Raw genomic sequence first — 18203 nt, 5'->3', positions numbered from 1 at the left:
GACAATGCAGGTTATGCTCGCTGTCTACCGCTAACGCCGGAAGCGCGGGGGCCTCGGCGATCTGACCGTCTTCGCGCCCCCGGAGGCCGGATGAGAGTCGACGACGCAGCGTTCGAGAGCGTGTTCACGTCCCTGAGCAAACGCGAGATCGAGGTCATGGACCTCATCGCCGACGGGGAGTCCAACGGTCAGATCGCGCGGCGCCTGTTCCTCAGCGAGAAGACCGTCAAGAACCACGTGAACCGCATCTACGCCAAACTCGGCGTGGACAGCCGGGTCACCGCCATCGGCCTCTGGAGGTCCCGCCGCCAGTAACCGGCCACCGGCCAGGGGCGCCGCGCGGAAAGCCGCGGCCTCCAGCCACGGCCGGCCCGCGTCCGCCCTTCCGCGGCCGGCCCGCCGCCGCCCTTCCACGGTCGGCCCGACGCCGCCCTGCCCGACGCCGCCCTGCCCCGGCTGGCCCGCCGTCGGCCGGGGCAGGCTGCCCCGACGCCGCCCTTCCACGGCCGCCCTGCGCCGGCCTGGCCTCCGGCCGCCGGGGCGGGGTGCGGGCGGCGCCTCAGGCGCCCGGGTCGATGCGGCGGCCGGTCACGCGGGTGGGCCTGATCTTGAGGTATTGGCCGCGGTCGCCGCCCGCCCACGGCTCGACGCCCGTGGCCGCGGCCGCCGCGCGCTCCTCCTCGTCCGTCACGTGGTGCAGCGAACCCTGCACCAGGACGCTCCAGCCGCCCCGCGTCGCCTCCTCGATCCTGTCGACCTCGAAGGCCACGACGTACTCGACGTCGGCCACGCCGGTGCGCAGGTCCTCGTCGGTGGAGCCGCCGGTCGCGGTGCGGAAGACGATCGCGCCGTCCAGCAGCCGGAAGTTGACCGGCAGGACGGTGAGCCCGTAGCGGCCGGCGAACGCGATGCGGCCCACGCCGCCGGGCTCCAGGAGACGCAGGCTCTCCTTCTCGTCCAGGGTCACCAGCTCGGGGTGCGCGGCGGCGGGCCCGGCGCCCGCGGGCGGCTCGGTGAGCAGCTCCTCCACGGTCGTCTCCAGGGCTCCGGCCAGCCGGGCGAGCGCCTCGCGCAGCGGCAGCCCGGCCCGTCCTTCGAGGTAGGCGACGTAGCCGGCCTCGACCTTCGCGCGTTCGGCCAGCTCCTCGCCACTGAGGCCGAGCGCTTCGCGCCGTTCGGCGATGCGGTGGCCGAGGCGCTCGATGGTGGTCACTTGCTGCGACATCGGTGATCTCCTCCCAGGGATCACCGTAACCCCATTTCCCGGCGCGCAGGGAAAGGGGGCCTTTCTTCGCACGGTGGTTTAACCGACGCTGACGGAGTCATAGGAGTCCATGGCGCCGTCGAGGGGGAGGAAACCGGTCATGGTACGGAGAACGCGGGTCGTGGTGGTCGGGGCCGGTTTCGCCGGTCTCGCGGCCACCCGGGAGCTGGCCAAGGGCGGCGCGCTGGTCACGGTGGTGGACCGCAACCCGTACTCCACCTTCCAGCCGCTGCTCTACCAGGTGGCCACGGCCGGCATGGGCACGGCGGACGTGTCGTACCCGATCAGGACCTTCGCCGCCAGGTGGCGGAACGTGCGGGCCCGCCGGGCCGCGCTCAGCAAGGTGCTGCCGAACGAGCGGCGGGTGGAGCTGGAGGACGGCAGCTCACTGGAGTACGACTACCTCGTGCTGGCCACCGGCGTGACCACGAACTGGCTCGGCGTGCCGGGCGCCAAGGAGAACGCGCTGCCCATCTACTCGCTGAACGACGCGGCCACCCTGCGGCGGCGCCTCCAGCACTACCTGGAGGACACGGCGGCCGGGCGGCGCGAGAGCACCGACGTCGTGGTGGTGGGCGCGGGCGCGACCGGCGTCGAGGTGGCGGGCACGCTGGCCGAGCTGCGCCGCCGTACGCTGCCGCTGACGCATCCCGAGATCCGGCCGGACCAGACGAGCGTGACCCTCGTGGAGCGCTTCGACTATGTGCTGGCCCCGTACAAACCGCGGCTGCGCCAGGCGGCGGAGAACGCGCTGCGCCGGCGCGGCGTGCGGATGCGCCTGGGCTCGACGGTGGCCTCGGTGGAGCCGGACGCGGTGGTGCTGAAGGACGGCACCAGGCTGCCGAGCGACGTGACCGTGTGGGCGCTCGGCGTCACCGCGCCCGACCAGGTCGCCGACTGGGGGCTGCCGCAGGGCAAGGGCGGGCGGATCACGCTCACCGAGGCGCTGAACGTGCCGGACCATCCGGAGATCTTCGTGGCCGGCGACCTGGCCGCGCCGCCGAAGCCGCTCCCCCAGCTCGCCCAGCCGGCGTTGCAGATGGGCAAGCACGCGGCGCGGCAGATCCTCGCCGCGGCCAAGGGCGAGCCGCTGCGGCCGTTCCGCTACAGCGACCCCGGCATCATGGCGACGGTGGGCAAGGCGGAGGCGGTGCTGGAGCGGCCCAGCGGGCTCACCGTGCGCGGGTTCCCCGCCTGGCTGATCTGGATCTTCGTCCACATCGCCTACCTGCTGGGCGGGCGCAACCGGGCAAGCGTGCTGCTCAACTTCTTCTGGCGCTACCTCGGGCCGCGCCGCACCGCCACCAGCGTCACCCAGTGACCGGCGTCCCGGTGTCGATCGCGGCCGCCAGGGCGCTCAGCCCGTGGTCGAGGTCGGCCTCCGGGATGTTGAGCGCCGGGCGCAGCCGCACCGAGCGGGGCCCGCAGGCCAGCACGAGCACGCCGTGATCCTCCCTGAGCCGGGACACCAGGGCGTCCCTGGCAGCCGGTGAGGGCAGGTCGAAGGCGGCCATCAGGCCGCGTCCGCGCACGCCGGAGACGGTCTCCGGATGCTCGGCCTCCAGCTTGACGAGCCGTTCGAGCAGCACGGCGCCGAGCGTCCCGGCGCGCTCGATCAGGCCGTCGCGCTCGATGATCTCCAGGATGCCGCGGCTGCGGACCATGTCCACCAGCCCGCCGCCCCAGGTGGAGTTGATCCGGCCGCTCACCTGGAAGACGTTGTCGGGCACCAGGTCGACCCTGCGGCCGGCCATGATGCCGCCGACCTGGACCTTCTTGGCGAACGCCACGATGTCGGGCTCCAGCCCGAGCTGCTGGTAGGCCCAGGGCGTGCCGGTCGTGCCGCCGCCGGTCTGGACCTCGTCCAGGACGAACAGCGCGTCGTGCTCGTGGCACAGGCGCTGCATGGCCTGCAGGAACCGGGGGGTCATGTGGTTGTCGCCGCCCTCGCCCTGGATGGGCTCGGCGATGAAGCAGGCGATGTCGTGCGGATGCCGTTCGAACGCGGCCCTGGCCTGGGCCAGGGCGCGCTCCTCGGCCGCCTCGACATCGCCGAGATGGGTGGCGGGCACCTCGACGCGCGGCCAGTCGAAGGCGGGGAAGCGGTCGGTCTTGCCCGGCTCGGTGTTGGTCAGGCTCATGGTGTAGCCGCTGCGGCCGTGGAAGGCCCGGGTCAGGTGCATGACCTGGGTGCCGAGGTCGCGGGAGCGGCCGGCCGCCTCGTTGCGCCGGCTCTTCCAGTCGAAGGCGGTCTTGAGCGCGTTCTCGACGGCCAGGGCGCCGCCCTCGACGAAGAACAGGTGCGGCAGGGCGGGGTCGCCGAGCACGCGGACGAAGGTCTCCACGAAGTCGGCCAGGTGCTCGGTGTACATGTCGGGGTTGGCCGGTTTGTTCCGCGCGACCTGGCCGAGCAGCTGGACGAAGTCGGGGTCGAAGGGCGGGTTCACGCCCAGGGGGGCGGAGGCGAAGAAGGTGTAGAAGTCCAGGTATCGGCGGCCGTCACGCGCGTCGACGAGCCAGGATCCGCGGCTCAGCTCCAGGTCGAGCACCAGGCGGTAGCCGTCGACGAGCAGGTGGCGGGCAAGGCGGGTGTGTACGTCCATGTCGCCTCCACTGTGGGCGGACAGGTCGCGCGCATCTCCGGTGAAGCGCCGACCCACACGTAAAAATTACGGTATATGTACCCATCAAGTGAAGTTCTTCAACAGCCAGCGCCAAGTCGCTCAGCCGTGCGAGTAGACCACGATCGACACCGCGATGTACTGCACGAGGTACGCCGCGAGGGTGAAGGCGTGGAAGACCTCGTGGAAGCCGAACCACCGGGGCGAGGGGTCGGGGCGGCGCAGCCCGTAGACGACCGCGCCGGCGGAGTAGAAGACGCCGCCCACCGCGACGAGCACCACGGCGGCCACCCCTGCGCCCTCCAGGAGCTGCGGCATCACGAAGATCGCGGTCCAGCCGAGCAGCAGGTAGAGCGCGGTGGACAGCCAGCGCGGCGCGTTGAGCCAGAACAGCCGGAACAGCACGCCCGCCGACGCCCCGCCCCAGATGACGCCGAGCACGGCCACCCGCGCCGCGCCCTCCAGCGCGAGCAGCGCGAACGGCGTGTAGGTGCCCGCGATGATCAGGTAGATGTTCGCGTGGTCGAAGCGGCGCAGGACGGCCGCCAGCCTCGGCCCGAGCGTGCTCCGGTGATAGGTCGCCGAGATGCCGAACAGCAGCGCCGAGGTGATCGCGTAGACGGCGGAGGCCAGGCGGGCCTGCAGCGTCGGGCCGAGCGCCACGAGCACGAAGCCCGCGACCAGGGCCACGGGCAGCGCGCCCGCATGCAGCCAACCGCGCAGCCTGGGCTTAACGGTCAAGGTCGTCATGAAACCTACGGTACCGTAGGTTAGAGGCCGTTGAGGAAGCGGACGGCGATGGGCACGGCGGCGCCGCGCCCCGATCCCCCGTGCCGGACGAACACACAGAAGGCCAGGTCATCGCGGTATCCGATGAACCAGGCGTGCGGCCGGCCGTCCGGCGTCTCGGCCGTGCCGGTCTTGCCCGCCACGCCCGCGGGCAGCCCCATCCCCGACGCCGTGCCGTGGTCCACGACGGCCGCCATCATGTCCCTGAGCGCCTGCACGACGCGCTGGTCCATGCGGACGTCCTCGCTCGTGACGCCGTCCACGCGGCGCACCTGCTCCTTCGACAGCAGCCGGGGCGAGCGCCAGGTGCCGTTCTCCACGGCGGCGGCCAGCGCGGCCATGCAGAGCGGTGTCGTCACCACCTCGCCCTGGCCGATCACGTCCTCGGCGAAGGTGTCGACGCTGTCGGTCGCCGGGACGGTGCCGCAGCTCCCGCCGATCCCGGTCACCATCTGCCGGCCGAAGCCCCACGCGGCCGCCGTCTCCGCCAGCGCGGCCGAGGTCAGCCGGTTGGTCGCCTGCTCGACGAACGTGGTGTTGCAGGAATGGGCGAAGGCGTCGGTGAACGTGATGATCCCCCGGTCCACCTCGCCGTCGTTGCGGATCGTACGGAAGCCCGGCACCGTGTACGAGCCGGGGCACGGCACCTCGGCCTGCGGATCGAGACCATGCTGCACCAGCGCCGCCGCGGTGACCGTCTTGAAGATCGAGCCCGGCGGGAAGACGTCGCGCACGGCGCTGTAGTTGTCCTTCAGCCGGTCGGCCAGGCCCAGGATCTCGCCGGTGCTGGGCCGGACCACCACGATGGTGGAGTCGTCCACGGCGTCCAGCGCGCGGGCGGCGGCGGCCTGGACCGGGCGGGAGAGGGTGGTGCGCTCGACGTTCGCCGCCGGCTGCTTGCTGAGCAGCGACCGGTCCGGCTGTCCCGGCGTCTTCAGCAGCAGCTGCCAGCCGGTGTGCGCCTCGGCGAACTCGGGCTTGAGCGGGTCGAGATAGGCGTCGGCGTAGCTGTCGTGCGGGATGCGGTCGCCCTCGCTGGTCACGAACTCGGCCGAGGTCGTCTCGATCTCCCCCAGCTCCAGCCGGGCGCCGTCCTTGAGCAGCGGGTGCAGCGTCTCGGGCGTCCACAGCACCTTCCACGCCCGGTCGCGTACGGCCAGCCGCAGCGTGCCGTCGAACGGCCAGGCCCCTAACTCCGCGAGCCGCCGCACGCCCGCGAACGGCACCTCGGCCGACTCCTCCCCCGTCCGCCTCAGCGGTCCCGGTGTCAGGGCCAGCGACTCGACGTGCAGCTCCTCCGACAGCGCCCGGTGGCGGGTCACGAAGTCCGCCGGCGGCTGGTGGACCAGCCGCTCCATGCCCAGGACGTCTCCTTTGCGCCAGGCCGCGAAGTAGGCCGCCGCCGTATCGGCCGCGCTCCCCTTCACCCGGTCCGCCGCGAAGACGGCGAACGCGCCGGCCCCGACTATCGCGGCCACCGCGACAACGAGCACAATCAGCTTCCGGCGTCGCATACGGTTTCTCCCGGGAGGGATCAGCGTGACACGTGGACAGCGGGAACCGGCGCCTGGGGTCTATCCGGTGACGTTCGGCGAGGTCGAACTTCTCCGGGACCTGGACAGGCAGGACGGCTGGGTGCTGTCCAAGGATGGCGTACCTCAGTCTTATGTGGATCTCAAAGACCCCACATTTCTGGAATTCGAGTACGTACGTCTCATGGCGGACGTGATCGACCTCCTCGACGAGGGACCGCTCAGCTGTCTCCACGTGGGCGGCGGCGCCTGCTCGATCCCGCGCTACGTCTCCGCCACCCGCCCCGGCTCGCGCCACATCGTGGTCGAGCCCGACGGCCTCCTCGTCAATCTCGTACGCAAACAGCTCGACCTGCGTTCGGTGCCGCGGCTGAAGGTGATCGTGGAGGGCGGGCGCACGGGCACCGGCAAGGTGTGGGACGACACCGCCGACCTGGTGGTGCTGGACGCCTTCACCGGCGCGACCATGCCCATCGAGCTGGCCACCGCCGAGTACATGGGCGACCTGGCCCGCGTCCTGCGCCCGGAGGGCACCCTGCTGGTCAACCTGGCCGACGGCAAGGGCCTCGCCTTCGCCCGGCGGCTGGTCGCGACCGTCATGGAGACGTTCCGGCACGTGGCGCTGCTGGCCGAGCCCGGCATCCTGCGGGGGCGGCGCTTCGGCAACCTCATCGTCGCCGCCTCCCGCGCGGAGCTGCCGGTGGACCTGCTGACCCGCCGCGCGGCGGGCGGCCTGACCCAGGCCCGGTGCGTCCACGGGGAGGCGCTGACGAACTTCGTCGCGGGCGCGGCCCCCATCAGGGACGGCGACCACGTGCTGGCGCCGGTCCCGCCGCCCGCCGTCTTCGGCTAGTCGCTTCAGAGGCTGGAGGGTCAGTCTAAATATGAGCGGGTATCTAGCGAACATCACATGAGTGGCGGCTTGTGGATCTGAACGGGGCCGACCGGATAAGCCGGAGATCCGCCTCTCCGGGCTGGGCGAACGGTTTATCGTGGAGAAGTCGCGCAACCGAAAAGAGGCAGCAACATGCCCGATTTGGACTGGAATCCCGAACCGGCGGCCACGCCTCCTAGCGAACACACGGGCATCCGAATAGCCCGAGCCCGAAACCTGCGGGGACTCACGCAAGAGGGCCTGGCCATGCGGGCGAACGTCTCCCGAAGCCTGCTCGCCAAAGTCGAGACGGGCGCGAGACCCGCCACCCCCTCTCTTGTCGCCGCCGTCGCGAGGGCGTGCGCCGTAGACCCTGCGGAGATCAATGGCCAGCCATATCGAGGCAACGACAAGAACAGCGATGCCATACACGCGACCATTCCGGCAATTCGTATGGCTTTGGCGTATGTGGATATCGCTCCCGAACTCGACGCGCCCCCTCGGACGCTGGACGAATTGCGCAGCGAGATAACCGAGTTGCGGCGGCTCCAGAAGGCCGCATCGCATGTCCGTCTCGGCGCTCGCCTGCCTGCCGTGCTGGAGGAGTTGACCGTCCATGCCATGGAGACGGACGCGGCGCGGGCATGGCGCATGCTCAACCGCGCTCAAGCCTTGGCCGGGTCGCTCGCGCGCCGACTGGGCTACAACGATCTCGCTCAGGTCATCGTCGAGCGAACGTCCGTCTCCGCGCAGCACGCCGAGGATGCGTACCTTCCCTGTCTCGTCTCGCTCGGCAGGGCGAGGCTGCTCATGACGCTCGGCGCCTGGGACGTCTCCCTCAATATGATCAAGAAGGCGGCCGGCAAGATCGACCAGAACAGCCCAACCTCCACCGAGGTCTTCGGCTCTCTGCATCTCAGCGCCGCCATCGCTGCCGCGAGAGCAGGTAAGGCGTCGGACGCCTGGGACCACCACGGCACGGCTGCGGACGCTGCAGCCCGGATCAGCCCCCGAGACCGCCGCGACCCCTACGGGCTGGAGATGAACCCTCAGAACGCCGCCATCCACGGATGCGCGGTCGCCGTCGAACTGGGGGACGTCGACGAAGCGATCAAACTGGATCGCGAGATGGATCTAGGACCGGAGGGCATCGGCGGTGAACGGCGGGCGCATCACGACCTCGACATGTCTCGCGTCCATCTGTGGAGCAGCGACCATGACAGATCCCTCAAGCGGATCCTGCACGCCGAACGCGTCGCTCCGCAGATGACCCGATTCCACCCCTCCGCCAGGGAGACCGTCCGGCAACTCCAGCGCCATTACCGGAGGCCGCCGGACTCGTTGCGCCTGCTGGCGGAGCGCATGGGCGTGTAGACGTCAGATTGTCAAGGGGGTCACTGTGCACAGGTCGTGCACACTGACCCCCTCTCCTGTTTCTACGGTCGCCGTGATGCGAGAGCCATGGCGACCCTGGAGGACGGGTGAGACGGCGTACGACGTCAACCGGCGACGCGGACCGAAGTGATCGCCAGTCGCCGAGAAGATCCCGGAACTGGGATTCCGACCAGAGGCACGCCGCGTGGGAACTGGACCGCTCCGAACCCCGGTGGGTCGTGTTCTACGGGCCATACACCCGGCGCTTCTACGCCATCGCCGCCTGGCCCTCTCCATCCCCAATCGTCCTGGATGCCGAGGGCACCGCGGAGCTGCGTGAGCTCATGCGCGAGGCGGACGCCGCACCTGGACTCGCTCGCGGTCTGAGGACGGCATGAGCGGCTGGAGTCGGTGGCGGCTGCCGGGTTGTCGCGTCGCGATCTCCAGCATGGAGCACAGTCCGATGACGACACGCGTGTACGGGTCCACAATGACCAGGCACACGGGCGTGGTGATCTCCCTTATGCGTGACGGCCTCTTGGCCTTCGTTCGACTCGACGGGCCGGAGTCTGATCTGCCGCAGGGGATAAGACGCTGGGTGATCCACTGGGACGACCTCACCGAGGTTTGTCGGCAGTCCGGCGAGTCAGAGCTGGGGAAGCGAGACCTGCAAGAACAATCCCTTCGTGCAGGTACGCCTTAATGGTATTAGAGGACGCTCCTTAACACGTCCCAGGCTTTCTGTACAGTAAGGTTCAGTTCTCCAAATGGATGCATCTTACTTACCCCTTTGTGGTTCTCGGCAAGAAGTGTCGGATGCGCCATTTACCCTCGCTCCATGGTTTCCGTCCGGCCCCACTTGCGGCGCCTCAGGAGCGGCAAGATCGTTCGGGTTAAAGCTCACACGCGACGCGGTTCTGCCGTTGCCGCTCCCGCACCTGCCGTCGGTTCCGACACTGGTTTGTCTGGTGTGTTCCTGTTAGCGCTGTTGCTGCTTTTCCTCGGGTTGCTGTCCGGCGGGGTTGCGGCCTTGGTGGACTCGTCGCCGGTCGCTTCCGAGACGAACAAGAAGTCGCAGTCAGCGACCTCTGGACCGTCCAAGTTGCCTCAGGGTCCTGAAGGAAAACTGGCCGCGCAGCTTCGGAGCGCACGCGAGAGGGCCGGCCTTTCGCAGGAAGAGGCCGCCGCTTAGGCGGGGATCGCTGAAGCGACGATCAACGACTTCGAACGTGCGCTGGCCGTTCCCAGTGCCCAAACCCTGAAGGCACTTTCTTCTGTCTACAAGATGTCGTTCGACGAGTGGACGATGCTTGAGATCGCGCGCGCAGAGCTTCGCTAGCAGGCCGGCGGCTGGTGCGGGGGCCAGGGCCGAGGAACGAAGTCCTGCCCCCAGCAGCCCAAAACGGAGCCCAGCCCGGCTCTGGCGATTGTGAGGGCGATCCCGAAGTAGGGTGCTTCGGCCCGTACACCTGGGTGTGGGCGGCTGGGCCGCTCCCGCCGGGACCGGCCCAGGCCGCGCGTGGTAGAAGATCACGGCGTCGCTCGTACGGACCGAGACCAGCTCGCCTACCTGCGGCTGGCTGGTTACTGCGCCGCCCTTTTCCCGGGTTTTCGCGATCAGCGCAGGGTCAGGCAGGCGACCCGGTCGCCCGCGGTGCCGGCCTGCGGGCCGCTGGTCACGGTGGGCTTGGCGTGGATCACCAGCGAGCCGGGCAGGCGGGCGGGGTCGAACGCCCAGTCCTGCTTGGCCGTGGAGCGGCCCGCCCCGTCGGCGTCAGTGGTGAAGTCGAGCCAGACCTCGCTGGCCGGGGTGATCTGGCCGGGGTGGTGCTGGTAGTGCGGACCGGCGTCGTCGGGCTTGCCGCCGCAGGGCTTGGCGTGCAGGTGGGCGCCGTAATGGCGGTCGGGCAGCAGGCCCTCGGCGACGAGCGAGGTGCGGGTCGTGCCCGCCGACGACTCGACGGTGACGCTGACCTGGGCGCCCTCGGGGACGAGCGTGCGGTCGTAGGCGATGACGCCGGTGTCGGTGGTCGTGAACTCACCCGCGGAGGAGAGGTTGACCTCGCCCGCCTGCGCGGCGGCGCGCTCGCCCGGACCCTCGGCGTGCATGGGCGGGGGCGAGCCCGCGCAACCGGCGGCGGCGAGCAGAACGAGCAGGAACGCGGGCACACGCATGTGAACTCCCCCAAGGTCCGGAGCCGGCGGCTGCCGAGAGGCCACCCACTCTAACGAGTGACCGCGAAACCACGGAGAGTATTGACGGGAAACGGCGCGTCAGGCGCCGTGCTCGGCGGCGATCACGTCGATGAGGGCCGCCAGCGTGAAGTCGAGCTCGGTGAGTCCGCCCTGGTCGTGCGTGGTGAGCGCCAGGTGCAGGGTGCGCCAGCGGATGTCGATGTCGGGGTGGTGGTTGAGCTCCTCGGCCTTGACCGCGATCGCGTCCACGATGCGGATGGCCGTGGGGAAGTCGGGCGCCTCGACGGTGCGCCGGATCTCCTCGCCCTCGCGCCGCCAGGCGGGAAGGTCCTTGAGCCTGCTCTCGACGTCCATGAGGTCACCCTACGGTAGGGCCGGGTCCTTGCCGGGGACGATCCCCCGGACGCAGAGTGGTCACATGATCGAGGAGTACGCGGACCGCGTCTGGCGCGGCGAGTCGGACGACAGCATCGTGGACGCGGGCCTGGCCGGCGGCGGCGTCCACCCGATCGCCGACGGGGTCGGCTGGTGGCAGGGCTTCGGCAACGCGATCGCCTTCGCGGGCGAGGGCGAGCTCGCGCTCTTCGACACCGGCAGCCCGTTCTCGGCCGGGCGGCTGCACGAGGACGTACGGGCCTGGAGCCGCGCGCCGCTCACCACCGCGTTCTACTCGCACGGGCACATCGACCACGTCTTCGGGCTGGGGCCGTTCGAGGAGTCGGGGCCGCGCGCCACCGTCTACGCCCACGAGGCGGTCGGCGACCGCTTCCGGCGCTACGTGCTCACCAACGGCTACAACGCGGTGATCAACCAGCGCCAGTTCCAGGCGGACGACCTGCGCTGGCCGGCGGAGTACCGCCATCCCGACGTGACCTACCGCGACGCGCTGACCGTACGGCGGGCCGGGGTGACCTTCGAGCTCACGCACGCCAAGGGCGAGACCGACGACGCCACGATCGGCCACGTCCCCGAGCACCGGCTGCTGCTGCCCGGCGACCTGTTCATCTGGGTGACGCCCAACTGCGGCAACCCGCAGAAGGTGCAGCGCTACCCGCGCGAGTGGGTGCACGCCCTGCACCGCATGGCCGCCATGGACGCCGAGATCATGCTGCCCAGCCACGGCGCGCCGATCTTCGGCCGCGACCGGATCAGGCAGGCCCTGCTGGAGACCGCCGAGTGGCTGGAGTCGCTGGTCGGCCAGACCCTGGTCCTGCTCAACGCCGGGGCCAGGCTGGACGAGATCATCCACACCGTGCGCCCGCCCGCGCACCTCGCCGACCGGCCCTACCTGCGGGCGCGCTACGACGAGCCGGAGTTCGTCGTACGCAATCTGTGGCGGCTCTACGGCGGCTGGTACGACGGCAACCCGGCCACGCTCAAACCCGCCCCCGACGCCGTGGTGGCCGAGGCGGTCGCCCGGCTGGCGGGCGGCCCCGCGGCGCTGGCGGACGCGGCGCTGAAGGCGCTGTCCGACGGCGACGAGCGGCTGGCCGGGCACCTGGCCGAGATGGCGGCCCTGGCCGCGCCCGACGACGCGGGGGTGCACCGGGTGCGGGCGGAGGTGTTCGCGGCCCGCGCGGCGAGCGAGCGCTCCCTCATGGCGAAGGGCGTCTTCGCCTGGGCCGCCGCCGAGTCCAGGAAGCGGGCTTGAAGCCGTTACGGTGATGTCCCGTGGAACGGATCATCGGTGTCGGCGTCGTGCTCACCGCGCCCGGCGGGCGCATCCTGCTGGGCGAGCGGGTCAAGGCGGGCGAGCCGCCGTCGTGGTGCCTGCCGGGCGGGGCGGTGGAGCCCGGCGAGGGGTTCGAGGCGGCCGCCGCGCGGGAACTGCGCGAGGAGACCGGCCTGTCCGACGCCGGGCCGCCCCGGGTCACCGCCGTGGTGCTCGACCATCCCGGTGAGGGCGTGGTGCGGGTGACCGCGGCGGTGACGATGGAGCTGCGCTCGGGCGAGCCCGTGGTCACCGAGCCGCACGTGTTCCGGTCGTGGCGCTGGTTCGCCGTCGGCGACCTGCCGTCGCCGCTGTTCCCGGCGACGGCGCGGGTGCTCGGCGGCCACGGCGAGGGCCACTACCGCGTCACCGGCTGAGGCCCCGGCGGCCACGGCGAGGACCGCTGCCGCATCACCGGCTGAGGCCCCGGCCCCCGGTCCAGGCCGGGAGGGCCGCCATCGCGCGGCGCGCCGGGGCGGGCCGGGTCAGCCGAAGTGGGCGCGGGTCTCGGCGAAGGCCAGGTCGGTGCCTTCGAGCGCCTTGGCCACGTCCTCCTCGGTGTGGGCCGCCGACATGAACCAGTTGTGCCACGGGTGCAGGTAGACGCCGTGGCGCAGGCAGGCGTCGCTCCAGTGCATGGCCACGGACAGGTCGGCGTCGCCGTCGAAGCTGAGCCACGGGATGGTCACCGGGCCGGTCTGGTTGACCACGAACCCGTGCGCCTTCGCCTGGGTGTGGAGGCCCTCGCGGAGCTGGGCGCCCGCGCGTTCCATGGCGGCGATGCCGTCGGTGTCGCGCAGCGTCTCGATGGTGGCCTTGGCCGCCGCCATCGCGACCGCGGAGAACCAGAACGAGCCGGTCGAGTACAACGTCTGGGCCGGCCCGCGCAGCGCGTCGGTGCCGGTGACGGCGGCGATCGGGTAGCCGTTGGCCATGGCCTTGGACCAGGCGGTCAGGTCGGGGCGCACCCCGTACGGCTCCCAGGAGCCCCGCAGGTCGATGCGGAACCCGGCGCGCACGTCGTCGATCACCAGCGCCGCGCCGATCCGGTCGGCGAGGGCGCGGGCCCCGCGCGCGAAGGCCGGCTCGACCAGCTCCTGGTCCTCGAACGAGTCGTGCTTGAACGGCGTCACGATGATCGCCGCCACGTCCCCCTCGACGGTGGCCGCGGCGGCCTCCAGCGACTCCAGCGAGTTGTACGCGAACTCCACCAGGTCGGCCCGCTCGTTCGGCGTGGTGCCCGCGGGCGAGGGCGTGCACCAGGGGTCGGCCCCGTGGTACGCCCCGTGCGCCATCAGCACCTTGTTCCGGCCGGTGGCGGCCCGCGCGACCATGAGGGCCTGGGTGGTGGCGTCGGTGCCGTTCTTGGAGAACATCGCCCAGTCGGCGCTCGGGATCAGGTCCACGAGCAGCTCGGCCAGCTCCACCATGATCGGGCCTGGACCGTTGAGGCAGTCGCCGAGCGCGGCCTGGCGGGCGGCGGCCTCCTCCACGCGCGGATGCCGGTGACCCAGCACGACCGGGCCCCAGCTGCACATGAAGTCGATGTACTCGCGCCCGTTCACGTCCCACTGGCGGCAGCCCTCGCCCCGCTCGAAGAACTGGGGGAAGCCGGGGGCGAACAGGGCCGCGTTGAGGTGGCCGTACATGCCGCCGGGGACGACTTTGGCGGCCCGCGCGCGGAGGTCGGCGTCGTTCATCGGAGCATCCTTAGGGTCGAGTCGAGGTCGGTGAGGCCGGCGTCGGAGCCGAGCCCGGTGGCGACGCGGGCGGCGGCGGCCGTGCCCCAGCGGGCGGCGGCGAGGACGTCCTCGCCGTGGAGGAGGCCGGTGAGGAAGCCGGCGCAGTACGCGTCGCCGCACCCGGTCGTGTCGACGACCTCGGTCTTGAGCGCCGGCACCCGTTCGGCCCCGTCGCCGGTGACGACGAGGCTGCCCTCCTCGCCGAGGGTGACGAGCACGCCGCGCGGGCCGTCGGCCAGCAGGGCGCGGGCGGCCTCCTCGGCGTCCGCGGCCCCGGTCATGAGCCGGGCCTGGGACTCGTTCGGCAGGACGTAGTCCACGTGCGGGAGGAAGGCCCGCGCCATCCCGAGCAGGTCGGGCATCTCCGACAGCAGGTCCATCGTGACGACGGTGCCGGCGGCGCGGATCTCGTCCAGGAGGGCGAAGAAGGCCGGGTCGCCGAGGCCGAACGTGACGTCCATGCCGCCGAGGTGCACGCCCCTGGCGCGGCGCAGCACGTCGGCGTCGAGGTCGGCGGGGACGACGGAGAGGTTCGCGCCGGGGACGTGGAAGCTGGGCCGCCCGCCGTCCGGCCGGATCGGCAGGATCGAGGCGGCGGTCGCCTCTCCCGTCCTGCGCCGCAGGCAGGAGGTGTCGACGCCGCGCTTGGCCAGCACCATGAGCAGGAAGTCGGCGAGTTCGTCGTCGCCGACCGCGCCCATGGTGACCACGTCGTTGCCCAGTTTGACCAGATCCACGGCGGTGCCGGCCGCCGCGCCGGCGGCCGTGAGGCGGATCTGGTCGACCAGCACGGTGTCCTGGCCCTCGGGGATGTGCTCGACGGGCCTGGCGAGAATGTCGACGATGTGGACGCCGACGGTGACGACGGTCATAGTCTAAATAGACAGACGTCCGAATAAAACGTCAAGAGGAGGTTTCGATGCCGAAGATCGTCGATCACGACGAGCGCAGGCGGGAGGTGCTGGCGGCGGCCCGCCGGGTGATCGTCAGGGACGGCATCGACGCCGCGACCACCCGGGCCATCGCCAAGGAGGCCGGCTACTCCAACGGCGTGCTGGCCCACTACTTCGCCGACAAGGACGAGATCCTGCTGTCGGCGCTGCGCCAGTCGCACCAGCGCATCCGCGAGCGGCTGACCGGCAAGGTGGGAGGCGCGAGCGGCCTCGCCGCGCTGCGCGAGCTGCTGCTGGACAACCTGCCGCTGGACGCCGAGCGCACCCAGGAGTCGCGGCTGGAGGTCAGCTTCTGGAGCCGCAGCCTCGCCTCCGAGCGGCTGGCCGGGGTGCAGCGGGCGGAGGCGGACGAGCTGCGCGCCGTCGTACGCGAGCTGCTGGGCCAGGCGCGGGCGGCCGGCGAGCTGCGCGGCGACCATCCGGACGACGGCCTCGACGACCTGGCCGAGCACCTGCTCGCCCTCGTGGACGGGCTCAGCCTGCACCTGCTGCTCTACCCCGACCGGCTGAACCGGGTGGACGTCGAACGGCTGATGCTGCGCGCACTCGACCGCCTGTGAACGGAGCGATTGTGCGTATTCGGACGACCGACTAGATTGCGCCCTCATGGACCCTCGCGAACAGCTCTGCGCGTACGGCCGCCGCGCCGTCGAGCTCGGCCTGGTCATCGGCACGTCCGGCAACCTCAGCGTGCGCGAGGGCGACCTCGTCGCGGTCACCCCGTCCGGCGTGGCGCTCGACCGGCTCACGCCCGAGATGTGCCCCCTGGTCGATGTCGAGGGTTACCTGGTGGAGGGCGAGCTGCAGCCGTCCAGCGAGACGCCCATGCACCTGGCGATCTACGCGAGCACCGACGCGCGGGCCGTGGTCCACACGCACTCGGTGTTCGGCACGGTCGTGGCCACGACCATGACCGAGCTGCCGCCGGTGCACTACAACGCGCTGCTGCTCGGCGGCGTGGTCAAGGTCGCCCCTTACGCGACGTACGGCACCGACGAGCTGGCCGCCAACGTGCGTGAGGCGCTGGCCGGCAAGCAGGCCGCGCTGCTCGCCAACCACGGCGGGGTGACCGTCGGGCCCGGCCTGGAGCAGGCGTTCGAGGCCACCCGGCTGCTGGAGTGGCTGTGCGAGGTCTACGTCAGGGGGCTGTCGGTCGGGCGGCCGACCGTCCTCACGGACGAGCAGCTGGCCGCCGTGGTCGAGCGGGCGCTCAACCCCCCGTCGTTCCCCCGGCGCGGCTGACGCGTGACTGCCGGGCGGATCAATGGGTAGACGCCCGGTCCAGTGTCAGTCGCGAGAAAGGAACGATCATGGCCGGACAGGCCAACTCCCGAGACGTCGTCCAGCGCCCCGACGGCACCTGGGCGGTCACCAAGCCCGGCTCCGAGCGCGCGCTGCACACGGCCGCGACCCAGGCCGAGGCGGTGGAGCGGGCCCGCGAGCTGCTGCACCGCGACGGCGGCGGCGAGCTGCGCGTCCACGGCACCGACGGCAAGGTGCGCGACCAGCGCACCATCGCCCCCGGCAACGACCCCGCTCCCCCGAAGGGCTGAGCCCGCCGCTATCCCAGCGCCGCCTTCTCGGCCAGCCCCAGCGGCAGGCCGCCGGAGCCGGCGATGCGGTCGTGGAACTCCTTGAGCGACCCCTGGAACGACTGCCGGATCCGGTCGATCTCGATGGCCCCCGTCAGGTACGAGGGCGCCTGGGTGGGCCAGGCGCAGTAGCGGTTGACCTCCCCCTGGGCGGTCCCCGGCGACAGCGACGCCTTCGTGGCCATGAACGTCTCGGCCTCCTCGATCGACATGTCCTCGCAGTGCAGCGCGGTGTCGACGACGATGCGGGCGGCGCGGAAGATCCGGCAGTCCAGGTGGGCCAGCTCGGTGGCGGGCGTGTCGAAGTAGCCCTGCTCGTGCAGGAGCTTCTCGACGTACAGGGCCCAGCCCTCGCTGAAGTAGGGGGTGCGGAAGACCTTCCTGACCGTGCGCGGGTTGCCCGCCATGTACGACAGGTGCCAGTGGTGGCCGGGGTAGGCCTCGTGGACGGCGATCGAGGGCATCTGGGCCCGTGAGTTCGTCCGCAGCCGCTGGCGCACCTGCTCCTCGGTGAAGTCGTCCGGCGTGTACGGCACGAAGAACACGCCGGTGCGCGAGCCGGCCAGCGGCGGCGGCGCCAGGTAGTGGGCGACGGACAGCACCGGCCGGGTGTACTCGGCCGAGGGCAGCACCAGGCACTCCTCGCCGTCGGCGAAGGTGACCAGGTCGCGCTCGGCGACGAAGGCGCGGGCGCGCAGGGTCTCGGCCTCGTACTCGGCCCGCATGTCGGCGAGGGTAGGCGGGTGGTCGTCCATCAGGGACTCCATGGCCGCCCGCCAGTCCTCGCCGCCGTTCACCCGGACGGCGACCTCGTGCATCCTGGCGTCCAGCTCGGCCCAGGCGGCCTTGCCCTTCTCGTGCAGCTCGGCGGCGCCGTAGCCGAGGAGCTCGCGCTCGCGGAGCAGGGTGGAGTAGAGCTTCTCCCCCATGCGCCAGGTGCCGCCGCACTCGAAGCCCTCCAGGAAGGTCACGAGCTCGTCGAAGGCGCGGGCGGCGGGCTCGGCGGCCTCGGCCAGCCGGGCGCGCAGCGCGTCGTCCCCGACCATGCCGGGGATGGTGCGGGTGAGGAAGTTGCGGCCGGTCCTGGCCTGGCCGAGGCCGCGCTTGACGAGCAGCGGCGCGGCGAGGTCGGGGTCGAGGTTGGCGCGGCAGGCGGCGAGCACGCCGGGCACCTCGGCCAGCCGGGAGATCGCGGCCGCCACCAGCTCGGGCTCGGGCTTGAGCCGCCGCTGGAACGGGGTGTACATCGCGCCGAAGACCGGCGAGAGGTAGACGCCCGGGTCGCGGCGCCACTCGGGCCAGGACGACGCGATCGCGATCGAGCCTCTCAGCTGGGAGAGGACGAGGTCCCTGTCGATCTCGTCGTCGAGGGAGGCGGTGGGGAGCGCCTGCAGCCGCTCGGCCCAGCGGATCTCCTCGCGCTCGCGGGCGGCCCAGGCGGCGGCCGTGAAGTCGCCGAGGGTGTGATCGTAACCGTCCGCCCCAAGGAGGCTGGCGAGCACGGGATGGTCGGAAAAGTACCACTTGAGAAACTCGTCCACCGACGCACCTTATC

Annotated in this window: 19 protein-coding genes; 10 read left to right on the top strand and 9 right to left on the bottom strand. The window is 71.4% G+C overall.

The features are described from left to right. The first annotated feature begins 90 nt into the window (after positions 1 to 90). Entirely contained in the window at positions 91 to 315 is a 225-nt protein-coding gene (locus AC27IY_RS06365) for a helix-turn-helix domain-containing protein (protein ID WP_344206657.1), read from the top strand. A 244-nt stretch (positions 316 to 559) separates the two neighbouring features. Here the strand turns inward: AC27IY_RS06365 and AC27IY_RS06360 are convergent, their stop codons facing one another. After that, on the bottom strand, positions 560 to 1225 hold the full coding sequence (locus tag AC27IY_RS06360) for a helix-turn-helix domain-containing protein (protein WP_371248615.1): 666 nt from the start codon (positions 1223 to 1225) through the stop codon (positions 560 to 562). Between the two features lie 139 nt (positions 1226 to 1364). Here AC27IY_RS06360 and AC27IY_RS06355 point away from each other — a divergent pair, with 139 nt between their 5' ends. Further along, positions 1365 to 2585, top strand: a complete 1221-nt coding sequence (locus AC27IY_RS06355) for an NAD(P)/FAD-dependent oxidoreductase (RefSeq protein WP_487177374.1) — start codon at positions 1365 to 1367, stop codon at positions 2583 to 2585. On the opposite strand, the gene lat is transcribed toward AC27IY_RS06355, so the two are convergent. The 3 genes from lat to AC27IY_RS06340 form a co-directional block, all read right to left on the bottom strand. Further along, positions 2575 to 3867 (bottom strand): L-lysine 6-transaminase, encoded by a 1293-nt coding sequence (lat, locus tag AC27IY_RS06350; protein ID WP_487177373.1) that lies wholly within the window; start codon positions 3865 to 3867, stop codon positions 2575 to 2577. The genes AC27IY_RS06355 and lat overlap by 11 nt on opposite strands. 120 nt (positions 3868 to 3987) lie before the next feature. Further along, positions 3988 to 4635 carry a PAQR family membrane homeostasis protein TrhA gene (gene trhA / locus AC27IY_RS06345; protein WP_344206653.1) on the bottom strand — a complete coding sequence of 216 codons (648 nt, stop codon included), beginning with the start codon at positions 4633 to 4635 and terminating at the stop codon, positions 3988 to 3990. Positions 4636 to 4655: 20 nt separating this feature from the next. Next, on the bottom strand, positions 4656 to 6152 hold the full coding sequence (locus tag AC27IY_RS06340) for a penicillin-binding transpeptidase domain-containing protein (protein WP_487177372.1): 1497 nt from the start codon (positions 6150 to 6152) through the stop codon (positions 4656 to 4658). Between the two features lie 61 nt (positions 6153 to 6213). Here AC27IY_RS06340 and AC27IY_RS06335 point away from each other — a divergent pair, with 61 nt between their 5' ends. The 3 genes from AC27IY_RS06335 (at position 6214) to AC27IY_RS06325 (ending at position 9793) form a co-directional block, all read left to right on the top strand. Next, complete coding sequence (locus AC27IY_RS06335; protein WP_487177371.1) at positions 6214 to 7059, top strand: spermidine synthase; 846 nt, start codon at positions 6214 to 6216, stop codon at positions 7057 to 7059. A gap of 174 nt (positions 7060 to 7233) precedes the next feature. Then, entirely contained in the window at positions 7234 to 8454 is a 1221-nt protein-coding gene (locus AC27IY_RS06330) for a helix-turn-helix domain-containing protein (RefSeq protein WP_487177370.1), read from the top strand. A 1198-nt stretch (positions 8455 to 9652) separates the two neighbouring features. Then, on the top strand, positions 9653 to 9793 hold the full coding sequence (locus AC27IY_RS06325; protein WP_487177705.1) for a hypothetical protein: 141 nt from the start codon (positions 9653 to 9655) through the stop codon (positions 9791 to 9793). Between the two features lie 278 nt (positions 9794 to 10071). Here the strand turns inward: AC27IY_RS06325 and AC27IY_RS06320 are convergent, their stop codons facing one another. Continuing rightward, positions 10072 to 10629, bottom strand: coding sequence for a superoxide dismutase family protein (locus AC27IY_RS06320; RefSeq protein WP_487177369.1), 558 nt, complete (start codon positions 10627 to 10629; stop codon positions 10072 to 10074). Between the two features lie 99 nt (positions 10630 to 10728). Beyond that, positions 10729 to 11004 carry a 4a-hydroxytetrahydrobiopterin dehydratase gene (locus AC27IY_RS06315; protein ID WP_371248620.1) on the bottom strand — a complete coding sequence of 92 codons (276 nt, stop codon included), beginning with the start codon at positions 11002 to 11004 and terminating at the stop codon, positions 10729 to 10731. 64 nt (positions 11005 to 11068) lie between these two features. Here AC27IY_RS06315 and AC27IY_RS06310 point away from each other — a divergent pair, with 64 nt between their 5' ends. Then, the gene (locus AC27IY_RS06310) at positions 11069 to 12301 is read left to right on the top strand and encodes an alkyl sulfatase dimerization domain-containing protein (protein ID WP_487177368.1); all 1233 of its coding nucleotides are present in this window, start codon (positions 11069 to 11071) and stop codon (positions 12299 to 12301) included. Positions 12302 to 12321: 20 nt separating this feature from the next. Continuing rightward, positions 12322 to 12738 (top strand): nucleotide triphosphate diphosphatase NUDT15, encoded by a 417-nt coding sequence (locus AC27IY_RS06305; protein WP_344206643.1) that lies wholly within the window; start codon positions 12322 to 12324, stop codon positions 12736 to 12738. A 108-nt stretch (positions 12739 to 12846) separates the two neighbouring features. On the opposite strand, the gene AC27IY_RS06300 is transcribed toward AC27IY_RS06305, so the two are convergent. Beyond that, on the bottom strand, positions 12847 to 14061 hold the full coding sequence (locus AC27IY_RS06300) for an aminotransferase class III-fold pyridoxal phosphate-dependent enzyme (RefSeq protein WP_371248622.1): 1215 nt from the start codon (positions 14059 to 14061) through the stop codon (positions 12847 to 12849). Further along, positions 14058 to 14975 carry a carbohydrate kinase family protein gene (locus tag AC27IY_RS06295; protein WP_344206641.1) on the bottom strand — a complete coding sequence of 306 codons (918 nt, stop codon included), beginning with the start codon at positions 14973 to 14975 and terminating at the stop codon, positions 14058 to 14060. Before AC27IY_RS06295 ends, AC27IY_RS06300 begins: the two co-directional genes overlap by 4 nt. Before the next feature lie 47 nt (positions 14976 to 15022). Here AC27IY_RS06295 and AC27IY_RS06290 point away from each other — a divergent pair, with 47 nt between their 5' ends. From AC27IY_RS06290 to AC27IY_RS06280, 3 genes are all read left to right on the top strand, one after another. Next, positions 15023 to 15616 (top strand): TetR/AcrR family transcriptional regulator, encoded by a 594-nt coding sequence (locus AC27IY_RS06290; protein ID WP_344206640.1) that lies wholly within the window; start codon positions 15023 to 15025, stop codon positions 15614 to 15616. A 46-nt stretch (positions 15617 to 15662) separates the two neighbouring features. Next, entirely contained in the window at positions 15663 to 16298 is a 636-nt protein-coding gene (locus AC27IY_RS06285; RefSeq protein ID WP_364453628.1) for a class II aldolase/adducin family protein, read from the top strand. Between the two features lie 68 nt (positions 16299 to 16366). Continuing rightward, on the top strand, positions 16367 to 16609 hold the full coding sequence (locus AC27IY_RS06280) for a DUF2188 domain-containing protein (RefSeq protein ID WP_364453631.1): 243 nt from the start codon (positions 16367 to 16369) through the stop codon (positions 16607 to 16609). Positions 16610 to 16617: 8 nt separating this feature from the next. Here the strand turns inward: AC27IY_RS06280 and AC27IY_RS06275 are convergent, their stop codons facing one another. Continuing rightward, positions 16618 to 18189, bottom strand: a complete 1572-nt coding sequence (locus tag AC27IY_RS06275) for a DUF885 domain-containing protein (protein ID WP_487177367.1) — start codon at positions 18187 to 18189, stop codon at positions 16618 to 16620. Positions 18190 to 18203: the final 14 nt, after the last annotated feature.

It is taken from the genome of Nonomuraea sp. B208 (genome assembly GCF_057536035.1).
Note: the sequence above shows the minus strand (reverse complement) of the source record. Positions and strands in the feature narration are given on the sequence as shown.